We start from the raw sequence: 19,362 nt of genomic DNA on the forward strand, positions 1-19,362 counted from the left end.
TTTCATTTATCGATAAATCCGGTTTCGTAATCGAAAAACACCCGATCCGGGTCGTGCTTGCGTCTCAACGCACAAAGCCGTTCCCACTTCTCGGGCGTGAAAGCCTGCGGCACGTTGGTGGGCTGCTCGACCGTATTCGTCTCGCCGATATAGTAACCCGTATTGTAGGGCCGTAACGTCGTCGTGATTTGGCGGTGCCACTTGGTGTTGGCGTCGTCGTCCTCGGCCTTCCACCACATGGTCCATGGGCCGCCGTAGACCTTGGCGGAGACGGAATAGGCCATGTCCTTCTGCGCGGCCGGGACATCCGGGCCGCAGAAGATGGTCAGCAGGAAGACGGAGGTGGCGGATGGCGCATCGGGCAACAGGGGCAGGATGGCCTGGACCAACTCTCCCGGACTGTGATCGGAATAGGTCGCTTCCACGCGCGAGCGGGCGCCTTCCGGCCAGAAGGATCCCGACGCATCGAAGAGCTGCTCGAAGGTGAGCGGCGTCGCGAAGGACGACGAAAGGGGTGGGATCGGAGAGCGCTCCAGCACCCGCAAGGCGGTTTTCGCGGCGTCCGGCGCGTCCTCGAACACCGTGGCCGTCACCATGCACAGCCAGCCGTTCTCAGCGGCGACCTGTCCGCTCAACTCCGGCGGAGCCTGAACGATGAACAGGCTCAACTCGACCGCGGGGGAGATGCCGGGGGCCAACGAGCCGAGCCAGGTCCCGATCGCCCGAGCGTCTGCCAGGCGATAGTAATACGTGCTGCCATGCATGGCTTTTGGCAGCGGATGAAGCTTGAGATAGTACTTCGTCACGATACCGAAGAATCCAGACCCCGCCCCTCGGGCGGCCCAGAAGAACTCTGCGTTCTCCGTCGCGCTCGCCGTGATCAGTTCGCCCTGAGCGGTGACGAGTTCGATGGCCTCGACGCTCTCCGCTCCGGAGCCCCAGACGGTGGGGTTCCAGGCCATGCCGCCCCCGAGCAGATAGCCGCTGGCTTTCACCTGCGGGCAATGGCCTGTCGGAAAGGCCAGCCCGAGGGGATTGAGGGCCCTCTGAATGTCTCGGTTGCTGACGATCGGCTGGATGATCGCCCTGCGGTTGTCGGTATCGATGGAGACGATCTCGGTGAAATTCGCGAGATCGATCAGAATACCGCCGTGACGCAAGCTCGGCTGGCACCAGTTGTGGCCGCCTCCGCGTACGACGACCTGCAGCCCGCTCGCGCGGGCGAACAGCACGGCCGCGATGACGTCGTCCTCGTCCAAGGCCTTCACGACGGCCTGCGGAGCACGGTCCGGGATCAGCCTGTTCCAGAGATTCCCGTGGATCGCCTCGAGAAAGTGTTCGTCCTCCGCAGTGAAGACCTCGCCTTTGCAAGCTGCCCTCAGACCATCGATGTTCATGGCGTCACGCAGTCTAGGAGTGGCTCACGAAAACTCACCGCCACGGCCTGGTCTCGCTCGGAGCACGAGGGCGAAGCGGCGCTTTGCAAGCGACCTGAGAAGAAGAGGCCGCCCGGGCGAAAACCGCCCGGACGGAGATGGGCTCACGATGAGGTCCGCACTGCTTTCAGTAAGGGACCCGGTCCGCTTTCTGGGCGTATTTCTTCCAGACCTCGACGGCTTCCGCGCGCATGATCTGCGTGGTCGGGATGGACCGCTCGGTGACGTCCTTCTTGAGCTCGGCATAGATCATGCTGTCATCGAAGCCGCCGTATTCCAGGGCGTCTTCCACCTGGGCAGCATAATAGACCCGCTTGATGCCGGCCCAATAGGCCGCCGCCATACACATCGGGCAGGGCTCGGCGCTGGTATAGAGCGTCGCGTCGCGGAGCTTGAACGTCCCTTGTGACTTGCAGGCCTTGCGAATGGCCTCGATCTCTCCGTGCCAGGTCGGATCGTTTTCCGCGACGACGCGATTGGCTCCCTCGGCGATGATCTCGCCATCCTGAACGATCACGCATCCGAACACACCGCCGGCACTCTCGACCAGAGAGGTCTTCTCGGACAGGGCGATTGCCCGAGCCATGAAATCATTGTGGTCGTGAGCCATGTCCAGTCTTCCTCGATGATGATGATCAGCTTTCGCTGTCATGGTTGGTAATCTGTCGTCACATGAAGCGGGAGAACACGAACAGCTCGACGGCATACAAGGCGGCCAGAGCCGTCATACCCAGCACCTCCGTGCGCCAGCGCTTCTGCGGATCCGGTCTCAGCCACCAGCCCAGGCCGAGGATCGCGACCGCCATCAAGGGCCACGACACCAGCGAGACGCTGATGGCATTGCCGATGAAGGTGGAAACGGCGAGCGGCAATCCGTTCAGCAGAGGACTGAGGAAGCGGATTTCCAGCATGACGACGGGAAACAGGACGAGCAGGACGAGGCAGGTCTGCTTCCAGGCCGGCGGCGGAGCGATACGCTGTTCGTTGGCGAACCAGCCGGCGAACGGGTTGCTCATCCGGTGGCTCTGCCAGGTCGAGACCTGAGGCGTCGCCTCGGCCAGGATGGCTTTTCTCTCCGCCGATTGCAGCCAGGCATCGAGGAAGGCCGGGCCTTCGAAGCGGACCAGCGTGGTCCAGTACGGGACGTCCGACGACAGGGGCGCCTGGACGAGGGTGCCCATGTATCCGGGAAAGCGGGCCTGGACCTGTTGGATGCGCTCGGCCCAACGCCGGAAAGCCTCCTCCTGGCCCGCCTTCACGATGGTCGTGATGACCTCCGTGACGGTGGTCGTCGAATGGTAATCCGGCGCCGCCTCGTCGACACGGGACGTCTTGCCGTCGCCGTCCAGGGCCGAGAGGTCGGCGAGGAGCGCCGTGCGCGCCTCGTCCTCGATCCAGCGGGTCAGCGCTTCGGGCGAGCGGAACCGTTGGATGATCTGCCACTCGGACGAGCCGGAGAAGGCGGGGATGATTTCCAGGCTGACGAAGTCGTGAGCCGCCGAGACGACCCGCGTGAACTCGGCCTGCCACGCGGCGAAGCGCGCCTCCATGCCGGGCGGCACGGTGAGCTTCGTCGCGACGGCTTTCGTCGCCCCGACTTTTATCGAACGTGCCGAATCCCGGCGAGAGCCCGGAGCTTCGCCCGCATTCGGGATCTCGATGGCATCCGGTTCGTACATCGTCGACGAAGCCCTTCCCTTGGCAGCTTACAGAATACGTGACCTGCGATGCCGCCCCGTAGGTCGATGACCTACAAGAGTTCGATCCTCACGCCTCTTTCGAAGGCACATCGTCAGCTACGTCGAGAACTGTAAACGGAATGCGCCGCGTCGGTTCTGATTTATTGCCGCGACGAGCATGATCGCAGCGATGGTAAACGGGTTGTCTGCAATCAATGCCGCCTTGTCCGGCTGTCCTGCGCGTTTCGATCCCCGTTCGAAGGCTCGCTCTCCATGATCGCGAGCGATGGGCACTGGCCGGAATCTGCTGTAGGTCGATGACCGACAGCAGCGGCAGGGATTTTAGCGAGCACGACCCTGGTTGGCCGGCTCGCTCGGGGTAGACATGTCCTTCTTTCGGCTGCTGATCGTCGACGACCACCCGATCGTGCTGGCGGGCCTGAAGCTGCTGCTCCATGGCGACGGCCGTTTCGACGTGAGTGGAGAAGCCCGATCGGCACAGGCGGCCTTCATTGAGGCCGAGCGGCTGCAGCCCGACGTCATCATCACCGATCTGATCATGGGAGAGGGCGACGGCCTCGCGCTGATCGAGGATCTGCGTGCCATGCTGCCGACAGCCAGGATCATCGTCTATTCCAGCCGCGACGAGACGGTCTGGGGACCACATGTGATCTATGCTGGCGCGCATGGCTATGTCGCCAAATCCGAGCCGCTCGAAACCGTCGCCGTGGCCCTCGACCGGGTGATGGCGGGCGCCATCCATGTCAGCGAGCCGGTGCAGCAGCTGTTGATGGGCGATCTCGCGCGGCGACGCGACCGTCGGACGGAGATCGGCGACCTGTCCGGCCGCGAGCTACAGGTTCTCCGGCTGATCGGCAGCGGGGCGACGCTGCAATCCCTGGCCAAGGAACTCGGATTGAGCGTCAAGACGGTCGGCACCTATCGGGAGCGCCTGAAGATCAAGCTCGGGCTGGACAGCGTGAGGATGCTCGAACGCCATGCGGCGGATTACGTCGCGGGGCGTCTCGATCCGTCATGAAGGACAGGCCATCATGAAGAGCTGGCTGGCACGCTGGGACGTGACCCCTGCCGAACAGGCCGGCTTGACGTTCGGAGAGGTGCTGACCCTCGTCAATATCCGACGGGTCGAGATCGCCTGCATGCTGGGGCTGTTCACCAAGGCGATCGAGTTTGCCACCGGGCTCAGGACCGTTCAGATCGTCGTGGAAATCGTGCTGGCGTTCGCCTTCCTCATCGCCTCGCTGGCGTTGCGGCGCGGCGGCGGATCATGGCTCCTGCGCGGCTTCGTCGCGATCTTTCTGGTCCTGACCCTGCTCGATACCCAATGGGCGATCGCCGCGATGGGCGCCAAGGGACGGCTGACCAGCGGATATCCCATGATGCTCCTGTCTCTGACCCTGCTGTTCGTGCTGCCGCCCCTCGCCTTCGCGCTGACCTTGATCCCGCTGCTGCTCAGCTATTGCTGGATCGTGCTCGCCACGGCGACGTTTCCCGCCGAGCAGGTCATCGCCATCGTCAATGCGGCGATCGTCTCGGTCATCGCCGTCGTGGCCGCGGCGCTGATCCATTCCGGACGGCGCAGCGATTACGAGCAGAAGCGGACGATCCGTCTCCAGAACGATCGGCTGACGGAAAGGAACAGCGAACTCGACACCCTGATGGCGATCACCGCGCATGACCTGCGCAGTCCGCTTTACGGGCTGCGCAACCTGTTCGACCTCGCCGTCCGGCGCGCGCCACGGGAGCCGGAACTACCGCTCGTGGTGCTGCGAGAGGCGAAAGCGAGCATCGACGCGATGCTCGGTCTCGCCACGCGTCTGCTCGAGGCGCATGCCGCCGAGCACCGGCCCCTCGCGCGCCTCGCGAATGAGGATGTGCGCAGGCATGTGCTGGCCGCCGTCGACCGGATCCAGCCGCTCGCCCAATCCGCCGACGTCCGGATCGAGGCGGATCTGCCGGACCGGCCGTTGATCGCCACCCTCGACACGGGCGCCCTCTCACAAATCCTCGATAACCTGCTCAGCAACGGCGTTCGGTTCAGCCCGACGGGCGGCATCCTGACGATCGGCGCCACCCGGGATGGCGGATCCGTGGCGATCGAGGTCCGGGATCGCGGACCGGGCATCGATCCGGCCGGGTATGATCTCCTGTTCAAGAAATTCCATCAGGCCGCCGGGGCGCGATCCGAAGGGGCGCCGAGCACGGGCATGGGGCTGTTCATCGTCGCGACCCTCGCCGACCGCATGGGTGCCGCGGTGCGGTGCGAGCCCGCGACGCAGGGGGGCGCAGTCTTCGTGGTGACGCTGTCCGCGGGCGAGGAATGAGACGGGGAGCGCCCGATGCCCAGCGGGTTCGCATTGGCAAGCCAACGCTTCACTCCGCTTGGGCTTTTTGAAGTGTCGCAGGTTTTAGGACGCAAAACCGGTGACCACTTTTGCTGAACCTGCTCAGGTTCCGCGTCGAGCGCGCGCCGATCGATCCCGGGCGTCGAATTGATGCGTCGGCGTTTTGCGAGCATTGATACGCCACCTTCCGAGGAACGCGGACCCGGCGCGTGCTGCATGACGGGCCGCGCTGGGTTGGCCGCCGATGACCAGGATCTCCATGCGCACGCTTGCTTCCTCGCTCGCCTTCACGCTGTTCGCGGCCCTGGCGCCCGTTCCCGCCCTGTCCGCGCCGGACAAGGCCGTGCTGGCAGCGGCCGAGGCCCAGAATGGCCCGTATCGCGAGACTCTGAAGGGGCTCGTCGACGTCGATACCGGAACCGGCGATGTGCCCGGTCTGTCCAAGGTCGAAGCGGTTCTGACGGCGCGCCTCGAAGCGTCGGGGCTGACCGTGAGCACCCGGACCGCCCCGGCTTTCGGCGGCAACACCCTGATCGGCACACGATCCGGCAAGGGCACGCGCAAAATCCTGCTGCTGGTGCATTACGACACCGTGTTCGGCACAGGGGACGCGGCCAGGCGCCCCTATACCGAGCGCGACGGCCGCGCCTACGGACCGGGCGTTGCCGATGCCAAGGGCGGCGTCGCGATGATCCTGCATGTCCTCAATGCGTTGGAGACATTGCGGTTCGACGGCTACGGCACCCTCACGGTGGTGTTCAATCCGGACAGGAGCGCGGCTCGCGCGGGTCACGTGACGAGATCGCCAGGATCGCCCGCGAGCAGGACGTGGTCCTGTCCTTCGAGCCTTCGTTCGCCGAGGCCGGCGTCGACGCCGTCACGGTGTCAACCAAGGGCATCAACTACGTGAGCCTGACGGTGAAGGGACGCGCATCCCATGCCGGGGGCGCGCCGGAAGCCGGCCGCAACGCGGTGGTCGAACTCGCCCACCAGATCCTCCAACTGCAGGACCTCGGTGACCCGAGCAAAGGGACCAGCCTGCATTGGACCATGATCCAGGGCGGCACCAAGCCGAACATCATCCCCGAGACCGCCAAGGCGGAGGGCGATATGCGCTACTTCGTGCCGAGCGAGTACGACCGCATCCTGACTGACGCCCGCAGGATCGTCGGCGTGCATCGCGTTCCCGACACGCAGGTGACCTTCGATCTCGCCAAAGGCCGTCCGCCGCTGCCGCGCAATCCCGCAACGACGTCGCTCGGCGACCGCGCGAAGGCGATCTACGCCGAGATCGGCGGCGACCTCGCGCTGGCCGAAATCGGCGGCGGCACCGATGCGGGCTATGCCTTCCAGCCCGACAGCCCGGCAAAACCCGCCATCCTCGAATCGCTCGGCATCGTCGGCGGCCATTATCACAGCACCGATGAGTTCGCGGTCCTCGCCAGCATCACGCCGCGGCTCTACCTCGCGACCCGCCTCGTGATGGAGGCGGCACAGGACACGGGCCGTTGATCGGCAACGTCCGTCTCGACATGGTCACGCATCCGCACCAGACCCATGGCGTCGTCCGGGCCGACCGTTCGACCCGGTAGTGCGGATGCCCAGGGACGCTCATCCAGGCTGCCCCCTCGGGTGCGCCGAGGTCGGTCTCGCCCTGTGCCGAGCGATTCCTGCGGACTGACTAACCCCCATCCCGGGTTGTGGAGCGGCCTCGACGTATGACCCCGCCCCATTCCGAGCTTACGCTATCGAGAACCCGGTCAAATCGTAGTTTTCAGATGGGATCATGTCCCATCGCAGCCCGCATTCGGCCGAACTGCTTGACGTGGCGCAGGTCCGAGAGCCGGCAGATCACGGCCGGCGCGGGGTCGGCGTTGAAGGTGGCCTCGAACCGCTCCTCGGCCTCGAACCGCCCCGATACGTCCTTCAGGATGAGGGCGAGGCAGCTCGGGTTGCCGTTTGGGTGAAGCCAAGCCGTAGCAGGTGCAGTGACCCGACGGGTTCCGGGCCGGACAAGATCATGTCTGGTATATCTGTATCATTGACGTGAGCGCGAGCGATCAGCCACAACCAGCCTCGCATGTTCCACCGTAGAGGGGCGGACACGCCCGGTCATTGCCCGGAAGAAGGGCGCATTCTCCCTATGCACGTCAACATAATCTCCGAGGAACCTTCGCCGGGTGAGGGATTGCCCCGTCATGTCCAGGACCGGATCGGACAGCGACTGGACGAACTCATTCCAAAAGTCGACGCGGTCAATGCCGATACGCGGCTCGGCCGGGTCCTGCTTCGATTGAGGGCCGCCCTCCTCGACGCGGAAGCGGAACGACAGGTTACGAAGGCGTTCGGCGACGACCTCATCGCCCTCGTGCCGCGCCTGCGCCGCTTCGCCCTCCTGCGTACCGGCAACGCCGCGGAGGCCGACGACATGGTCCAGGCGACCTTGATGCGGGCCTGGGAGCACCGGTCCCGCTTCAAGGACGGCACCAACCTCGTCGCATGGTTGTTCACGATCCTGCGCAACACCCATTTGAACCAGCGCAAGCGCCTGCGACGCGAGATCGAGGACGTCGACGGGGTCATCGCGGGAGCGTTGTCCTCGGCCCCCGACCAGGAGCACCGGGTCGCGCTCGTCGCGTTGCAGGGCGCCCTGGATGCCCTCCCCTCGGAGCAGCGGGAGACCCTGCTGCTGGTGGCGGTGGACGGGCTCAGGCACGAGGAGGCGGCCGCCATCCTCGGCTGTCCTGTCGGCACCGTGAAGAGCCGGGTCAGCCGGGCTCGCGAACGCCTCGCGACGGCTCTGGGTCTGTCATGATGGCCCAGGGGCGCGCTCTCGAGGAGGGGAAGAACACCGCGCCTTCCCGGCGCGAGGCATCGTTCCATGGCCCGCTCAGCAGGGTTTGATCCCAGAACCGGGGGAGGTACTTCTGCGAAACCTGCTCAGAGTTGGCCGTCAAGGGGGTGGAGGAGGGGCGAGGGGTCGCCGGTCCCGTCGTGCAAGGTCCGGCTGGTGAGGGGCAGCGTCAGGCGAAAGTGCAAGCCGTCGGGCGCGAAGGTGAGGCTCGTCGCGGCCTGCAGGCTGTACGCCAGCATCTCCTCCAGCACGACCGTGCCGAACCCCCTGCGCCGAGACGCCTGCTCGTCCAGGGGCACGCCACGCTCCAACCAATCGAAGACGAGGTGGGGGCCGCCGTCCCGCTCCTCGATCCGCCAGATCACCGTCATGCGGCCCGTCGGCGTGGCCAGGGCTCCGAACTTGAGGGCGTTCGTCGAGAGTTCGTGCAGGGCGAGCGCGAGGGGCTCGGCGGCACGCAGATGCAGCCTCAGATCCGGTCCGTCCACGCGCGTGCGCCCATCCTGGTAGGCGAGCGCGCTCGTGAGCTCATCGGTAACGAGGCGGTCGAGATCGACCCCGGCCGTGGGATTCTGGATGATGACGTTCTGCACCCGTGCCAGGGCGGCCAGCCGCCCGTCGAGATGCGCGGTGTAGTCCTCCAGACTCTCGCTGAATTCCGCCGAGCGCCGCGCGATCAGCCGCATCGTCGCCAGGGTGTTGCGCACCCTGTGCTGCAACTCGGCCAGCAGCACCACCCGTTCCTCGGCGCCCGTCGGGTCGGATCCCATCGTCATCGCAGTTCCACGGCGTGCTGGAGAGAAGACCGGTTCGGCATCACACCGATCCGTCGGCATCGAACTGACGACCCTCGTGGTCGAGGTGCAGGTAGTTCGGGTTGAACAGCGATACCCCCTGCAGGGCATCGAAGTCGGGAATGGTCAGGCGCCCACCCCTGAGCACGATCAGGCCGGCACGCCGCAATTCCTGAAGCGTGCGGTTGATGTGCACGTTCAAGAGACCGAGCGCATCCGCCAGTTCCACCTGGGTCAGGGGGAGGTCGCTGGTGGCGCCATCCGTCAGGCCGACCCCGCGCAGACGCAGAAACAATTCGCAGAAGAGGTGGCCGAGACGCTCCAGGGCGGTGCGTTGGCCGAGATTGACCGTCCACTCGCGCTGAACTGCCACCGTCACCAGGGTGTCCCACCATAACGCCCTCATCACCCGCCCGTTGTCGTCGGCCATCCGTTCCAGCGTGGCGCGCGAGATCTCGGCCAGCCTGACGGGGTGGGGGCCACGATGGAATGGTCCATCTCGCGCAGGATGTAGACATGGCTGTCGCAGAGATCGCCGGGCACGAAGACGGAGATGATCTGGCGCCGGCCATCGTCGAGCTGCTTGTAGCGGCATGCCCATCCGTCCAGGATCAGGTTGACGTGATGAGGATTGTCGCCCTCATTGATGAGGTCTGAGTGCTTCGCAATGGTCCGCCGCTTGCCGGCCGCGCTTTCCAGGGCCTGCCGGTCGTCATGCGAGAGCTTCGTGAACTGATCAAGCTTGCGGAGGAAGTAGTGCGGCATGCATTCTTTATCGCACACATGAGACGAATAGGGAATTGCCAGCGTATGGTCATTCACCTGCATCAAAGTCTCGATCGTCGTCGGTTAACCTCATCGGATGGAGGGGTAATACCTTGCGGAGCGCGGTGCCCGCCGTCGCGCTGTGTCTCGATCGCCGCCGCCCCGTCCGGGGCTTCACTTTCGGGGCGTCTCCCGGCGGCGCATGCGATCGGGCAGGCTTCCTCATCCTCCGCGATCGGGATCGGCCGGCCCCGGCCTCCGCCGTGCAGCGGCTTTGGCTCTCTCCCGGATCGTATGTCCCGACACGGGCAGTGCGATGGTGCAGTGAACGCCGTCGGGCTCCATCGCGAAGGTCGTTCTGGCGCCGAGCTGGTAGGGCAACGCCCGCTCGATCAGTTCGCGGCCGGAGCCGTTCCCCTGTGGCAGGCCATCCCGCGCCGGCATCCGCACGCCGCGCTCACGCCAATCCACATGCAGCCAGGGAGCCCGCTCCGGTTCCGCATGCTCCACGTGCCAGCGGATCTCGAGATGCGCCTGCGGTTGTGCCAGGGCCCCGTATTTTAGTGCGTTCGTCGCTAGTTCGTGCAGGGCCAGCGCGAAGATCTGGACCGTCGACGAGCGCAGCGCCACCGCCTTCGGTCCGCTCAGACTGACCCGCGACGCCTCGCCGTCGAGCGCCGCCACTTCGCTTCGGATCAACTCGTCGAAGCTGACCCGCTCGCCCTCCGCGAGGCGGGACAGCAATCCCTGCACGCGGGCGAGGGCCGCCAGACGCGTGCCGTAGCGCTCCCGGAAGTCGGCGAGACCGCTGCTGTTCCGCAGGGTCTGGTCGGCCGTGGCGCGCACCACCGCCATGAGGTTGCGGGTGCGGTGCTGCAACTCCGCCACGAGCACGCTCATATGCTCGGCGATCTCCCGCTCCTCGGTGATGTCCCGGCCCAGGCCGCCGATCCAGCACACCGCGCCGTCGGCGTCGCGCATGGGGAAGCCGGTGTCCCGTATCCAGCGGATACCGCCGTCGCGGGGCCGCCTGACGCGATACTCGAAGGTGATGCGCTCGCCCGCCCGGACGCGATGCAGGCTCTCCACCGCCCGTTCGCGATCGTCCGTCACGATCAATTCGACCCAGCTCACCATGTGGTCGCCGGAGAGGGCCGTGGTGCGGTCGAGGCCGTAGATCGTTTCGAAGGCCGGGGTGAGATAGATCCACTGGAAGGTCGCGGCATCGCGCATCCAGAGGACGTCGGACGAGGCCTCACCGAATTGGCTGAGGCGCTCCTCGCTCTCGCGCAAAGCCGCCTCGGCTTTCCTGCGTGCCGTCACGTCGCTGGCCGCCCCCAGCCATTCCTTGATCTCGCCCGTCTCGGTGAGGATCGGGACCGCCCGTGACACGCTCCAGCCGAGCGAACCGTCGCTGCGGATCACCGCGTGTTCCAGCTCGAAGATCGATCTCGTCGCGGTCGCCCGGTCGATGGCGGCACGGACCTCCGCCTGATCGTCGGGACGGATGTAGCGGTCCAGCCAAGTCCCGTTCGGCTGGTCCGGGGCGTTTTCGAAGGCGCGCCCCTCCAGCCGCTGCAACTCGGACCAGTCCGCGGTCATCCGATAGACTACGTCCGAGCTGGCCGTGACGAAGGCACGGAACCGCTCCTCGCTCTCGCGCAGCGCCGCCTCGGTGCGCTTGCGAGGCTGGATGTCCTTGAACAGGATGGCGACCTGCCGCTGCTCGGCGGTGCCGAGGCGGAAGGCGTAGACCTCGTACCAGGATCCGAGAGCGATGGACCGGCGTTCGAACCGTTCCGCCACGCCGTTCAGAGCGATCCGGCCGAACGTCTCGAACCAGTTCGCTTCCAGCCCGGGGAGCAGGTCCCGCATCGTCCGGCCGGTGACGTCGCCGAGCCCGGTTTGCTGATCGAAGGCAGGGTTGACGGAGAGGAACCGGTAGTCGACCGGCTGCTGCCGGTCGTCGAACATCAGCTCGACGATGCAGAAGCCCTCGACGATGGAGTTGAACAGGTGGCGGTACTTCGCCTCGCTCTCCTCCAGCCTTACTTGCGCGACCGCGTCGCGCAAACGCAGGATCTCCTCCTGCGCCTCCTTCCAGGCGGTCATCTCCTTGGTGGTGGTCGCCACGCCGTCGCCGAGCTTCACCACCGATTGATGGAACCAGCCGTCGCACTGCCCATAAGCATGGCGGCGCTCGGCCACTGCGGGCCGGCCTGTCTCCACGACCCGCCGGAAGGCGTCGAAGATGCCGTCCCGGACCACGCCTGGATCGCATGCGAGAAGGCTTTGTCCGCGCATCTCGCCGAAGCGGCACTCGGAGGTGTGGTTGTTCAGCCGGCAGCGGAAATCGACGATCTCGCCCGAGGCATCCCGGACGGCCTCGAAGACCTGGATCATGTCCGCGGAACTGTCCAGCGTGGCCTGGACCAGGTCACAGCTCAGCCGCAGCCCGGCCGTGCGCTCCACCACTTCCCGCTCGAGTTCGGCGCGATGCCGGGCCTCGATTTCGCCCAGCTCCGTCCTGGCGGCCTGCGCCTCATCGAGGGCGCCGGTCATGACGTAGGCGGCGGAGGCAAAGCGCGCCAGCTCCGTGAACAGGCGGAGGTCTTCGCCGTCGAAGGCGCGATCGCGGTCATGCGCGATCGCCCAGAGCGTGCCGACCGGCTCGTCGCCGGCATGAAACGGCACCAGCAGGAGTTCCCGGATGAGCGGCTCGACCTTGGCCGCCGGGAAGCGAGCATGCGGGCGCGAGAACAGCAGGGGGGTGTCGCGGGTGACCGCGAGGCCGGAAAGGCTCTCATCGAAGAGGCTTGCATCGAAGGGGATGACGCCGCCGGGATGCGCGGCCCACGATCCTGCGATCGCCCGGCCGCGGACACACTTCGCCCCCTCCCCCGATGTCTTCCCCGATGTGAGAATGCTGATACCGGCCGATCCGGCCATGCCCATCCCGACGAGGATGTCCACGAGGCGTTGCAGGACCGTGGCCGGGCTGACGGCGAGCTCCCGGGCCAGTTCGGCCAGCGCGCGGGCTTCCGCCTCGTAGTCGGGAGGACGTACGGGACGCGTCGCCAGCGCGTCGGTGATCAAGACCTCATCCAGGCCCGCGAACACATCCGGCAGCACCGTCGGTGTCATGTCTCTGATGCTCGCCGTTCGCTTGAAGTCGCGGCAGTCAGGCGGACCGACGGCGTCATGAAGCCTACTCTCGCGCAAGGTTTCGATCAAATTCCTGCGCCGATGACCGCCGATGTCTTTTCCGGGGCCGAGCGAACTCTATCCGGCCGCGCCCGTCCGTGATGCCCGATCGTCGAGGATGAGGTCGAGTTCGCGCAACACCATCGCGGTATCCATCGGCTTCTCCAGCAGCCGGACCGATGCGTAGCGGCCGAGGATCGTCGCCTGATCGTAGCCGGTGGTGAACAGGAACGGGACGCCGAGGGCGAGGAGCGCATCGGCCACCGGGTACACGTCCTCGCCTCCGAGATTCACATCCAGGATGGCCGCGTCGGGGGGAGCCGGGCCTTCGAGGAGGTCAAGGGCGCCTTCCGCGGTGGCGATGGGACCGATCACCTCGGCCTCGGCCTCGGCCAGGCCCCGCGCCAGTTCATCGGCCAGGAAGTACTCGTCCTCCACCACCAGGATGCGCCGTCCCCGGAGGGCCCGCCTGGAGGGCCTTACGAGACGCCCCGTCACGGTCGGCTCTCGCTCGAAGGACGACGGCGCAGCGGGAGCTCCGGGAGAGACACTTCGTGAATCACTCGGCATCGTCGGTCTCCCGTGCCCGGTTCGAGAGAGGCAGCGCCAGGGTGCAGGGGAATGGCGTCCTCCTCCATCAGGGTGGTCGTTCCCCGCAAGGCACGGGAGAACCGGCGAGCCGGGGGGGGATCATCATGCGCCCCATCATGGGAAAGTCCAGACTGCGGTGCCATTCGATCAGGGCAATCGCTTGAAGCGATTGCTCTGGCTCGCTGGCCTCAGTCGCCGGCGCCCGCCTCCGCGGGCTCAGGCTTTCGCGCCGCGAAGCCGCTCACACGGCTGCGAGCGATCGCCCTGGCCAGCCGCAGCCGGGTTGACCGGAACCCCTGAAACCGCGAGGAACAAAAACCGAACATAGCGCCTTCCCCACGATGATTGCTGAACGACGCCCGCTCATTGCCCACGCACCGATGTGACAGCCCGATCCGATGTCGAGTTCCGGCGACGATAGCCCTGTCCGCAAGATCATCCATATCGACATGGATGCGTTCTACGCCTCCGTCGAGCAGCGCGACGATCCGGCCCTGCGGGGGCGGCCCCTCGCGGTCGGCGGGTCGCGCGAGCGCGGCGTGGTGGCCGCCGCCAGCTACGAGGCGCGGGTCTTCGGGGTCCGCTCGGCCATGCCCTCGGTCACGGCGCGGCGCCTGTGCCCCGACCTCGTCTTCGTCAAGCCGCGCTTCGAGGTCTACCGGGCGATCTCCGAGGAGATCCGCGCGGTGTTTGCCGAGCATACTGCGATCATCGAGCCGGTGGCCCTCGATGAGGCCTATCTCGACGTCACCGAGAACCTGCAGGGGCTGGCCACCGCTACCGAGGTGGCGCGGGTGATCCGGGCGGAGATCCTCGCGCGCACCGGCCTCGTCGCCTCGGCGGGCGTCTCCTACAACAAGTTCCTCGCCAAGGTCGCCTCGGACTTCCGCAAGCCCGATGCTCTGTTCGTGATCACGCCGGTGATGGGGCCGGGCTTCGTCGAGGATCTGGCCATCGGCCGGTTCCACGGCGTCGGTCCCGTCACCGAGGCGAAGATGAAGCGCCTCGGCATCCTCACCGGCCGCGACTTGAAGGCCCGCTCGCTCGAGGAGCTGCAGGCGGCCTTCGGCAGCTCGGCGGCCTATTATCATTCGGTGGCGCGCGGCATCGACGAGCGGCAGGTGCGCGCCCACCGCATCCGCAAATCGGTGGGGGCGGAGACCACCTTCTCGGAGGATCTCACCGAGTTCGACACCATGGCGGCGCGATTGGCGCCGCTGATCGACAAGGTCTGGACCTCCTGCACCGCCAAGGGCGTCTTCGGACGCACCGTCACGCTGAAGGTGAAGTTCTCGGATTTCGTCCAGATCACCCGGGCGCAGTCCTTCGAGGTCCCGGTGGCCGGCCGCGATGCGATGATGCAGTCGGTGCTGGGATTGCTCCGCACGGTGTTCCCGCTCCGCCGCAGCGTTCGCCTGCTCGGTGTCTCCCTGTCGGGCCTGCAGCAGGGCGAGGCTGAGGGACCGCGCCAGCTCGGCCTCGCGATCTGATGCAGGTACCGGGCAGGAATGTGCGGCGATTGCCGCGCAACCCCGGCGGCCCTATCTGGCTTGTCTGCGCAGGGACCGGCCGGGTCTGATCGGAACACGTCGATGAGAGGGGATGCATGAGCCGCCGGGATGACAAGAGCCTTCTGCTCCTCGTCGGCGATGCGATCGGGCAAACCCAGATCCTCCTCTCCAAGCACCTCGCCCTGTTCCAGGCCGAGGTCGGATCGGCGGTCGGGCAGGTGGCGCGTCCGCTGATCCTGTTCCTGATGGCGGCCCTCTTCGTCCTGATCGGATTGTTCGTGCTCCTGGTGGCGATCGTCAAAGGGCTGGGGCTCCTCATCGGTTCGGAGGCGATCGCGTCGCTGATCGTGGGCGGCGCCTTTGCCGCCGTGGCGCTCGGTCTGTTCGCCTTCGGGTATCGACTGATGTCCCTTTCGAACCTGGAGCCGATGCGGACGCGGCGCCAGCTCGCGCGGGACCGGGACGCCGTGAGAGCCCGCTGACGCTGATTCACAGGCGCGCCTTCCGGTCTACCTCCGGGCTCAGGCGGAGATCGACCGTTTCTCCACCACCCTGCCCTGCTCGTCGAGGCGATAGGCCAGGGTCTGGGCCGTCGCGAGATGCACGTCGGCGACCGCGTCGGCACTGATCCCGTCGAGATGCATGATCAGCGCCCGCAACGAATTGCCGTGCGCCACCAAGAGAACCCGCTGGCCCCCGCGAACCCGGGATTCGATCTCGTCCCGATAGTAGGGAAGCAGCCGGTCGGCGGTCATCGCCAGGCTCTCGCCGCCCGGCGGCACCGCATCGTAGGATTTTCGCCAGGCGCGGACCTGCGCGACCCCCCAGCGCTCCTGGGATTCCCGCTTGTTCAACCCGGCGAGCTCGCCATAATCGCGCTCGTTCAGCGCCGCGCTCCGGTGGACGGCAAGGTCGGGCTGCCCGAGTTCCGACAGGATGAGGCTGAGAGTACGTCGGGCCCGCGTCAGCTCGCTGGTAAAGGCGAGGTCGAAGGAGAGCCCGACCTCTTTCATTCGGCGCCCGCAGCTCAGCGCCTCGCCGACGCCCTGTTCCGTCAGATCGGGATCACGGATGCCGGAGAAGAGGTCGCGCTCGTTGTCGAGGCTCTGCCCGTGGCGGACGATGACGAGGGTTTGGTCGGGAAAGGGCATTCGGGGAGCGGTGTCCGCAGGAGGTTGGGTGAAGGCGGGGTGCGGGTCAGCGTCGACGGTTGCTGCGCGGCCCGGTGACCACCGGGGTGTTGGTCCGGTTCTCGTCGAGGAGCTTGCGCCACCGGGTCAGACGTTCGGGATCGAGTGCCCCCTCCGCGACGGCCGCCTGAACCGCGCAGCCGGGCTCGTGGGCATGGGTGCAGTCGCGGAACCGGCACGAAGGTGCCAGCTCGACGATCTCGGCGAACAGGGTGTCGATGCCCTCCGCCGCGTCGCTCACATGCAGCGTGCGCATCCCCGGCGTATCGATGACCCAGCCCCCGCCCGCGATGGCGTGGAGGGATCGTGACGTGGTGGTGTGGCGCCCTTTGGCGTCGTGTTCGCGGATCCCGCCGGTCTCCTGGGGGAGGTCCTGGCCCGGGCCGGCGAGCGTGTTGACCAGGGTCGATTTCCCCACCCCCGAGGAGCCGACGACCGCCACGGTCAGACCCTCGCCGCACCAGGGGGCGAGGCGCGTCACGGCGTCCGGAAGGCGCGGGTTGACCGTGACGACGGCGAGGTCGCGCTGCAGGCCCGCGGCCTGCCGCCGATAGGTTTCGGCATCGGGCGCCATGTCGGCCTTGGTCAGGACGATCACCGGGTTCGTCCCACCCTGATTGGCGAGTGCCAGATAGCGCTCCAGCCGGGCGATGTTGAAATCCGCGTTGCAGGACGTGACGACGAAGAGGGTATCGACATTGGCCGCGGCCAGCTGCAGCGGGCCTCCGCCTTCGTTGCGCCGCTGCAGCACGCTCCTGCGCGGCAGGCGGCGGCGCATCGTCCCAGTTTCGGGCTCGACCAGGACCCAATCCCCCACGGCGAAATCGCCGGTCTGGGTATGGACCGGGAGCACGAGCCCCACCGGCCCCGTGAGGGACAGGGCGGTCAGGCGGGAGCGGTGGACCGTCGCAATCCGCATGGGCACGAGACCGGCCTCGGCCGGTTCACGTTGCTCCTCGAAGAAATCGGACCATCCGAGACGGGAGGGCCGCAGGGGATGGGCGTTGCTGGGATCATCGGTCACCGGCCAGCCATGACAGGGCCTTGGCGGATTGACCAGCGCCCCACCCGTCTTCCGGCGCCCCTCCCCTTGCTCCCCGGCGGCAAGGTGCCCGATCATCGGGGCATCGGATTCGATGGGATGGGGGTGGCGATGTCGAAGCTGGTTGAGAAGCGCGAGGAGATCGCGGCCCTGATCGCGGCGGAGCTCGGCCTCGGCGACCCGGCTGGATTGAGCGAGGCGGACCGCGCAGCGCTCGACCGGCAGACCTCGGAGGCGATCGAGAGGGGCGCCCTCGAGACGGATGAGCCGGCCGATGGCACGGAGGCGGGCACGCAGCTTCGGCAGCGGCTGCAGGAGTACCGCGCCCTGCGGGAGTTGCGGACGGACGAGGCGGATGCCCGGCTCGCCGAACAGGGCGAGGTGTTCGGCCGCGAGGACGACGCCTGAATCCGCCCGCCCCCTCCCGGTGGCGTCGGGAGATCGCCCTTCGCCTATGTCCGCGAGGGCAGGCCGTTCGCGACGGCCCCGCCCGACGTGTCGAGCTTGGCCCGGCATCCTGCCGCATAGACATTGGGCGGCCGGCTGCCGACTTCGCGCTGCCAGCGGCAGGTTTGCGTCAGCTGCAGATAGACGTCCAGGGCCGAGGCGTGATCGCCGAAACGCTCGCGCAGGCGGGCGACACGGTAGACGCCCCGACGTTCGCAGGGGCCGCAGGCGATGACGAGGTGCGAGGCCCTCACGTCACAGAGGCGCTCCATGTCAGGCTGCCGAAAGGAGCGATGCGCCCCTGACGGAGCCCCATGGCACGCCCTCGGCGGACGAGCGAGAGGCACGGGTGGCGTTGCTGCCGGCCACCACGTCATAGGCAACGCCCGGCACACTGGGTCCTCTCATGACGGCGATCCGCGCCTCAGGGTTCGCTAGCATGGTGGACACTCCGTGAATAAGAACATAGAGTGAACATAGAGTTCAAGCGCGGAGGTCAAGATGCAGACGGCCGACCTGTGGATATCGGGGAATCTCGCTCCCGCCGGCCTGCCCTCGGGCATGGCGAGGCGGGCCAGCAGTGCCGGTTCGGCGGCAAGCGCGCCGTCGCCCCGCACGAGCGGAGACCGGACCATGCATTTCGACGTGCTGGAGGAACGGGTCGGGCGCTGGGGCTGGTCCCTGCGCGATGCCTACGGCCAGGAGGTCGCCCATTCTCCGATGCCGTATCCGAGCCGGGTCCAGGCCTCGGCGGCGGCCTTGGCCTTTTCCCAGCTCGTGGCCTACGCCGGCAAGCAGATGCGCCGGCCCTGAGGCCGGACGGCGAAGGTCTGCCGGGACTGGCTTCCCGCGCGGTTCATTCGAGCGAACGAAGAATCGGCTCCTTCCCCACAGCGGATGTCGCTGCATGGGAAGAAGCCGATCCGGATCGTGATCCGGGACGACGCGCTACGAGCTCATCAGTATGTTGGCGGAGCCAACGATGGTTGCTGCGAACATCACCGACGCAATGCCGACCATGAAGTAAGAAAAGATTTTCAGCATCGATGCCAAGGCGCTGTCCTGACTGGTTCAGCAGCGGCTTCCGCCCGACGTTTGGCCATATTGCATGACCTCGCGGGTCTGCTGGTTGGCGTTGCCCTCGGCTGCCGAACTCATCGGACAACCGAACGACGAGGGTGCCCGACGATCGGCCTGGATCGAGTTCGTGGTGTCGACGTCATAGGGGTTGAACGTGGTGTAACGCGAAGGGCGCTCCATCGCCGTCGTGGGCGCGATCGAGGCCAAGCCCATGACGAGGGCGGTCGAAAGGGCGGCAATGTAAGTCTTCATGTGAGCAACAGCTTTCTTGTCTCGTGAAGCCGCCGCGTCTTGGCTGCTTCTTCTGCTTGAAGCCAATATGAAGTAATAATGTCATCTCCGGCGTGCTGGCACGCACATGGCGCCGTGGATTAAAGATGCCGGATAGGTCAGGGGGATAAAT

20 protein-coding genes and 1 pseudogene are annotated in these 19,362 nt (G+C 66.6%); 9 read left to right on the top strand and 12 right to left on the bottom strand.

The features are described 5' to 3' along the window. Positions 1-2: 2 nt before the first annotated feature. The 3 genes from FPV16_RS16890 to FPV16_RS16900 form a co-directional block, all read right to left on the bottom strand. The gene (locus FPV16_RS16890) at positions 3-1,397 is read right to left on the bottom strand and encodes an FAD-binding oxidoreductase (RefSeq protein WP_227439543.1); all 1,395 of its coding nucleotides are present in this window, start codon (positions 1,395-1,397) and stop codon (positions 3-5) included. A gap of 166 nt (positions 1,398-1,563) precedes the next feature. Further along, entirely contained in the window at positions 1,564-2,046 is a 483-nt protein-coding gene (locus tag FPV16_RS16895; protein ID WP_227439544.1) for a nucleoside deaminase, read from the bottom strand. Positions 2,047-2,104: 58 nt separating this feature from the next. Continuing rightward, positions 2,105-3,115, bottom strand: a complete 1,011-nt coding sequence (locus FPV16_RS16900) for an antibiotic biosynthesis monooxygenase (protein ID WP_227439545.1) — start codon at positions 3,113-3,115, stop codon at positions 2,105-2,107. Positions 3,116-3,500: 385 nt separating this feature from the next. Here FPV16_RS16900 and FPV16_RS16905 point away from each other — a divergent pair, with 385 nt between their 5' ends. The 5 genes from FPV16_RS16905 (at position 3,501) to FPV16_RS16925 (ending at position 8,296) form a co-directional block, all read left to right on the top strand. Then, positions 3,501-4,154 carry a response regulator transcription factor gene (locus tag FPV16_RS16905; protein WP_227439546.1) on the top strand — a complete coding sequence of 218 codons (654 nt, stop codon included), beginning with the start codon at positions 3,501-3,503 and terminating at the stop codon, positions 4,152-4,154. Positions 4,155-4,167: 13 nt separating this feature from the next. After that, positions 4,168-5,460, top strand: coding sequence for a sensor histidine kinase (locus tag FPV16_RS16910; RefSeq protein WP_227439547.1), 1,293 nt, complete (start codon positions 4,168-4,170; stop codon positions 5,458-5,460). 280 nt (positions 5,461-5,740) lie between these two features. Beyond that, a complete protein-coding gene (locus tag FPV16_RS16915; protein ID WP_227439548.1) occupies positions 5,741-6,391 on the top strand; it encodes a M20/M25/M40 family metallo-hydrolase in 651 nt (216 codons plus the stop codon). Continuing rightward, positions 6,310-6,993 carry a peptidase dimerization domain-containing protein gene (locus FPV16_RS16920; RefSeq protein WP_227439549.1) on the top strand — a complete coding sequence of 228 codons (684 nt, stop codon included), beginning with the start codon at positions 6,310-6,312 and terminating at the stop codon, positions 6,991-6,993. Before FPV16_RS16915 ends, FPV16_RS16920 begins: the two co-directional genes overlap by 82 nt. 631 nt (positions 6,994-7,624) lie before the next feature. After that, positions 7,625-8,296, top strand: coding sequence for a sigma-70 family RNA polymerase sigma factor (locus tag FPV16_RS16925; protein WP_413629315.1), 672 nt, complete (start codon positions 7,625-7,627; stop codon positions 8,294-8,296). Positions 8,297-8,421: 125 nt separating this feature from the next. On the opposite strand, the gene FPV16_RS16930 is transcribed toward FPV16_RS16925, so the two are convergent. From FPV16_RS16930 to FPV16_RS16945, 4 genes and pseudogenes are all read right to left on the bottom strand, one after another. After that, positions 8,422-9,111, bottom strand: a complete 690-nt coding sequence (locus FPV16_RS16930; protein WP_227439551.1) for a sensor histidine kinase — start codon at positions 9,109-9,111, stop codon at positions 8,422-8,424. 40 nt (positions 9,112-9,151) lie between these two features. Further along, positions 9,152-9,894: pseudogene (locus FPV16_RS16935) on the bottom strand (Crp/Fnr family transcriptional regulator). Positions 9,895-10,116: 222 nt separating this feature from the next. Beyond that, on the bottom strand, positions 10,117-13,038 hold the full coding sequence (locus FPV16_RS16940) for a PAS domain S-box protein (protein ID WP_227439552.1): 2,922 nt from the start codon (positions 13,036-13,038) through the stop codon (positions 10,117-10,119). Positions 13,039-13,176: 138 nt separating this feature from the next. After that, positions 13,177-13,596 (bottom strand): response regulator, encoded by a 420-nt coding sequence (locus FPV16_RS16945; RefSeq protein WP_227439553.1) that lies wholly within the window; start codon positions 13,594-13,596, stop codon positions 13,177-13,179. 491 nt (positions 13,597-14,087) lie between these two features. On the opposite strand from FPV16_RS16945, the gene dinB reads away from it, so the two are divergent. Together dinB and FPV16_RS16955 are read left to right on the top strand one after the other, a co-directional pair. Continuing rightward, the gene (gene dinB / locus FPV16_RS16950; protein WP_227439554.1) at positions 14,088-15,179 is read left to right on the top strand and encodes a DNA polymerase IV; all 1,092 of its coding nucleotides are present in this window, start codon (positions 14,088-14,090) and stop codon (positions 15,177-15,179) included. Between the two features lie 116 nt (positions 15,180-15,295). Beyond that, positions 15,296-15,682: a phage holin family protein gene (locus tag FPV16_RS16955; protein WP_227439555.1), complete on the top strand. Its 387-nt coding sequence runs from the start codon at positions 15,296-15,298 to the stop codon at positions 15,680-15,682. Positions 15,683-15,721: 39 nt separating this feature from the next. On the opposite strand, the gene FPV16_RS16960 is transcribed toward FPV16_RS16955, so the two are convergent. Beyond that, a complete protein-coding gene (locus tag FPV16_RS16960; RefSeq protein WP_227439556.1) occupies positions 15,722-16,351 on the bottom strand; it encodes a 2,3-bisphosphoglycerate-dependent phosphoglycerate mutase in 630 nt (209 codons plus the stop codon). Positions 16,352-16,397: 46 nt separating this feature from the next. Continuing rightward, a complete protein-coding gene (rsgA, locus tag FPV16_RS16965) occupies positions 16,398-17,510 on the bottom strand; it encodes a ribosome small subunit-dependent GTPase A (protein ID WP_227439557.1) in 1,113 nt (370 codons plus the stop codon). A 33-nt stretch (positions 17,511-17,543) separates the two neighbouring features. Between rsgA and FPV16_RS16970 the strand changes: the two genes are divergently transcribed. Beyond that, on the top strand, positions 17,544-17,840 hold the full coding sequence (locus FPV16_RS16970) for a hypothetical protein (protein ID WP_227439558.1): 297 nt from the start codon (positions 17,544-17,546) through the stop codon (positions 17,838-17,840). A 44-nt stretch (positions 17,841-17,884) separates the two neighbouring features. On the opposite strand, the gene FPV16_RS16975 is transcribed toward FPV16_RS16970, so the two are convergent. Beyond that, positions 17,885-18,133 (bottom strand): hypothetical protein, encoded by a 249-nt coding sequence (locus FPV16_RS16975; protein WP_227439559.1) that lies wholly within the window; start codon positions 18,131-18,133, stop codon positions 17,885-17,887. A gap of 19 nt (positions 18,134-18,152) precedes the next feature. Further along, the gene (locus FPV16_RS26125) at positions 18,153-18,287 is read right to left on the bottom strand and encodes a hypothetical protein (RefSeq protein ID WP_264483896.1); all 135 of its coding nucleotides are present in this window, start codon (positions 18,285-18,287) and stop codon (positions 18,153-18,155) included. 93 nt (positions 18,288-18,380) lie between these two features. On the opposite strand from FPV16_RS26125, the gene FPV16_RS16980 reads away from it, so the two are divergent. Continuing rightward, the gene (locus FPV16_RS16980; protein WP_227439560.1) at positions 18,381-18,692 is read left to right on the top strand and encodes a hypothetical protein; all 312 of its coding nucleotides are present in this window, start codon (positions 18,381-18,383) and stop codon (positions 18,690-18,692) included. A gap of 258 nt (positions 18,693-18,950) precedes the next feature. On the opposite strand, the gene FPV16_RS16985 is transcribed toward FPV16_RS16980, so the two are convergent. Next, positions 18,951-19,211, bottom strand: coding sequence for a hypothetical protein (locus tag FPV16_RS16985; protein ID WP_227439561.1), 261 nt, complete (start codon positions 19,209-19,211; stop codon positions 18,951-18,953). Positions 19,212-19,362: the final 151 nt, after the last annotated feature.

It is taken from the genome of Methylobacterium sp. W2 (assembly GCF_020662345.1).
Classification (GTDB): domain Bacteria; phylum Pseudomonadota; class Alphaproteobacteria; order Rhizobiales; family Beijerinckiaceae; genus Methylobacterium.

Excerpts from the sequence above, each read along its gene's own strand:
- FPV16_RS16915 (WP_227439548.1), top strand. The coding sequence starts at position 5,741 with ATGCGCACGCTTGCTTCCTCGCTCGCCTTCACGCTGTTCGCGGCCCTG.
- FPV16_RS16910 (WP_227439547.1), top strand. The coding sequence starts at position 4,168 with ATGAAGAGCTGGCTGGCACGCTGGGACGTGACCCCTGCCGAACAGGCC.
- FPV16_RS16905 (WP_227439546.1), top strand. The coding sequence starts at position 3,501 with ATGTCCTTCTTTCGGCTGCTGATCGTCGACGACCACCCGATCGTGCTG.
- dinB (WP_227439554.1), top strand. The coding sequence starts at position 14,088 with ATGTCGAGTTCCGGCGACGATAGCCCTGTCCGCAAGATCATCCATATC.
- FPV16_RS16970 (WP_227439558.1), top strand. The coding sequence starts at position 17,544 with ATGTCGAAGCTGGTTGAGAAGCGCGAGGAGATCGCGGCCCTGATCGCG.
- FPV16_RS16960 (WP_227439556.1), bottom strand. The coding sequence starts at position 16,351 with ATGCCCTTTCCCGACCAAACCCTCGTCATCGTCCGCCACGGGCAGAGC.
- FPV16_RS26125 (WP_264483896.1), bottom strand. The coding sequence starts at position 18,287 with ATGAGAGGACCCAGTGTGCCGGGCGTTGCCTATGACGTGGTGGCCGGC.
- rsgA (WP_227439557.1), bottom strand. The coding sequence starts at position 17,510 with ATGATCGGGCACCTTGCCGCCGGGGAGCAAGGGGAGGGGCGCCGGAAG.
- FPV16_RS16900 (WP_227439545.1), bottom strand. The coding sequence starts at position 3,115 with ATGTACGAACCGGATGCCATCGAGATCCCGAATGCGGGCGAAGCTCCG.
- FPV16_RS16925 (WP_413629315.1), top strand. The coding sequence starts at position 7,625 with ATGCACGTCAACATAATCTCCGAGGAACCTTCGCCGGGTGAGGGATTG.
- FPV16_RS16890 (WP_227439543.1), bottom strand. The coding sequence starts at position 1,397 with ATGAACATCGATGGTCTGAGGGCAGCTTGCAAAGGCGAGGTCTTCACT.
- FPV16_RS16985 (WP_227439561.1), bottom strand. The coding sequence starts at position 19,211 with ATGAAGACTTACATTGCCGCCCTTTCGACCGCCCTCGTCATGGGCTTG.
- FPV16_RS16980 (WP_227439560.1), top strand. The coding sequence starts at position 18,381 with ATGCAGACGGCCGACCTGTGGATATCGGGGAATCTCGCTCCCGCCGGC.
- FPV16_RS16940 (WP_227439552.1), bottom strand. The coding sequence starts at position 13,038 with ATGACACCGACGGTGCTGCCGGATGTGTTCGCGGGCCTGGATGAGGTC.
- FPV16_RS16955 (WP_227439555.1), top strand. The coding sequence starts at position 15,296 with ATGAGCCGCCGGGATGACAAGAGCCTTCTGCTCCTCGTCGGCGATGCG.
- FPV16_RS16930 (WP_227439551.1), bottom strand. The coding sequence starts at position 9,111 with ATGACGATGGGATCCGACCCGACGGGCGCCGAGGAACGGGTGGTGCTG.
- FPV16_RS16895 (WP_227439544.1), bottom strand. The coding sequence starts at position 2,046 with ATGGCTCACGACCACAATGATTTCATGGCTCGGGCAATCGCCCTGTCC.